This is a genomic window from Pseudovibrio sp. WM33 (genome assembly GCF_001623165.1).
GTDB lineage: Bacteria > Pseudomonadota > Alphaproteobacteria > Rhizobiales > Stappiaceae > Pseudovibrio.
Genome location: NZ_LMCK01000052.1, coordinates 1 through 2703, shown reverse-complemented (window position 1 = coordinate 2703; position 2703 = coordinate 1). Strand labels below are relative to the sequence as shown.

The following is a 2703-nucleotide window of genomic DNA, read 5'->3' as shown; positions in this document are numbered from 1 at the left end:
CTAACTTTCAAACCGGACCACTCAAGTGGGGCTGATCAGGTGAACAAGGGCGTCCAGAAATGGAGGCCATCGCCGAAGTAAAACAAGCAGGCAATATTACGGACGAACAGATAATGCGGCAACTGATGGCTTGTGGGTCATCAGAAAGTGCCTTTAATTTTTGGCATTTATTTATAAGTCCAGTTTTTGCTAACTCCAACTCTTGTACGCTTCAACCCAAAAATGGAGAAGCCATTTTCTTAATTGGTGAAGAAACAGAGGCAATTTGGGATGTCTACCTCGCTATCGCTGCCAATGATCCATCAAAAATAGAAGAGTGGACATGGCTAAAAGATGGCGCGCTCTCAGCTCCTATTCGCGCCTTAGGTGTCATGCAGGCCATCTATGATGGACCCGTTCAAGTAGGGACCGATGAAAATGGTGAACCGCTTTACCTCTCTGATAACCAAGGACGTTTAGTTTACACGAATACATATTCTGGTGAGGTATTTGCAGCCAACCCGATGGACCCTAGCGACTCCTCTCTAATCGGGGCTGCTGTTGATATAGCCGGATTAGCGGGAAGTGGGACTACTTTTACGCCTATAAAGCTACCAAAAGTTGCCGTTGGCTCAATAAATGATGAGCTCGATAATCTAATAAATTCTGGTGTTACGAATTCTTCGGATTGGGCCAACTCCCAGTTCCCTGAAGGGTATTCGCCTCATAGGCGCTAACTTAAGGATGGAAGTCTTGGAAATTATTGATGTAATGCCAACTGTGCGGGGACCAAAATAGACGTTTGCTCTTGGTTTTTGTTTACCTTTACCAACACTGCGATGAGAAAATCGCAGTGTTGGTATCTTCAGCTCAATTAAACAAACTGGAAGTCGTCGACGTGCAGATCTGAGACAAGAACGCCCTTGAGTATCACCGAATTGCTTTCATTCACACGAATGACGGTATCGCTGCCATTATTACCGGCTGCTGTGAGCAAATCCTCAAAGCTTGCAAATAGGTCGGTACCAAAACCGATGACGTCATCTGACCCTGCTCCGGCTGTAAAATCGCCAATGACGTCGTTACCGAAGTTGATATCAGAAAAGATGAAGGTGTCAGATCCTGCCCCACCAAACATATTGTCTCCAAGACCGGTGCCAGAAATTAAATCATCACCATCCGTGCCGTGGAGTTCCACCCGGCCATCATCTCGCACCTTAATCCCGCTCAGCACCGACCCGTCAGCAAACTCAAAGCGCTCGATGATCTGGCCGTGATTGGAGATGCTCAACCTGTCGGTACCGCTACCAGTCTGCCAGCTGAAGTTCAGCACCGTGCCATAGGGTTCATCAGCGGCAGAACCAGTGGTGCTGAGGCTAAGACCAGCCAGGCTCAGGTCGGTGAACCGCACCGTGTCGATGCCGTCCTCAATGCCTTCATGGAGCATGGTGCTGCCGCCACCAGAACCGAACAGATAGGTGTCGTTGCCGCCAGCGCCGCGCAAGTGCTGCGAGCCGCCGACCCCGGCGCCAGCACTCAAGGTATCATTGCCGGCACCACCATAGACAAAGTCGTCGTAGGCAGTGCCATAGATTACCGAATCTTGGCCATCTGCCAGAGCGTAAAGTTCCACCCGGCCATCGTCACGCCAGCTGACCCCGCCGAGCACCGACCCGTCAGCAAACTCAAAACGCTCGATGTGTGGGTTATCGGCGCTCCAATTCTTGATGGTCAGGACATCGGTGATGTCATCCAGGGCCTGATTTGGCTTGGTTGGGTCAATCAGATAGAACTTCAGGTCACCCGCATCAGCGACAATCTTCAGGTCTGCCAGTGTGATGCCGTCTGTGAAGCGGAGGGTGTCGGTGCCGGAGGTCTCGGTTAGGGTGTCTTTACCAAAACCTCGGCTGAACACATAGGTGTCGTTGCCGGAACCACCTTTGAGCTGGTCGTTGCCAGCACCGCCGACGAGAGTGTCGTTGTCGGAGCCTCCCTCAAGTATGTCGTTGCCAGCGTCACCATAAAGCGTGTCGTTACCGCTCCCCCCTTGAAGGGTATCATTTCCTTGCTTTGCCTGAATATAGTCGTTGCCATTTTGCCCCATGAGGACCTCATTACCGACCTGACCTATAATCCAGTCGGAACCACCTGTGCCCTTGTAAGGAAGGCCGGATGAGCCTGTTCTGGCATCACTGCGGATAATTGAGGAGAAATCGCTCAGCTTCACTTCTTGTCCATCAGCAAAACTAAGGACCTCTACACCATAACCCGACGAGTTCCAGTTCTTAATGCGGATAGAGCCTTCCAGATCGCCAAGTGATGCCTCTGGATTATCCTTGTCGAGCACATAGATGAGAAGGTCATTGCCGTCCTCACCCAAGGTAATATCGTTCAGCGTAAGATCTGAAAACTGGAGAAGATCCAGTTCCCCTCCGCTAACGGTGGTGTGCACTTTTTGCTTAATGTATCCAAATCCGTGAACATAAATACGCTCTGTGTGAGTGACCGTATACGGTTCGTCTGAGATTGTATCTTTGCCATCACCGCGGGTGTAGGTGTAAATATCATTGCCAGCTCCACCCTTCAGGTAGTCAGCCCCTTTCCCCCCGGAAAGAACATCCGTACCATCACCGCCCTTGAGCGTATCATTGCCGTTTCCGCCAACAAGCGTATCAATGCCGTTCACTGATCAGCCCCACTTGAGTGGTCCGGTTTGAAAGTTAG

At 50.8% G+C, this 2703-nt stretch carries 2 protein-coding genes; one reads left to right on the top strand and one right to left on the bottom strand.

Going from position 1 to position 2703, the window contains the following annotated elements; translation table 11 throughout:
• Positions 1–59: 59 nt before the first annotated feature.
• Entirely contained in the window at positions 60–716 is a 657-nt protein-coding gene (locus PsWM33_RS09710) for a hypothetical protein (RefSeq protein WP_063300085.1), read from the top strand.
• 137 nt (positions 717–853) lie between these two features.
• Here PsWM33_RS09710 and PsWM33_RS09705 read toward each other — a convergent pair whose 3' ends face one another.
• Complete coding sequence (locus tag PsWM33_RS09705; RefSeq protein WP_063300084.1) at positions 854–2665, bottom strand: calcium-binding protein; 1812 nt, start codon at positions 2663–2665, stop codon at positions 854–856.
• Positions 2666–2703 lie beyond the last annotated feature (38 nt).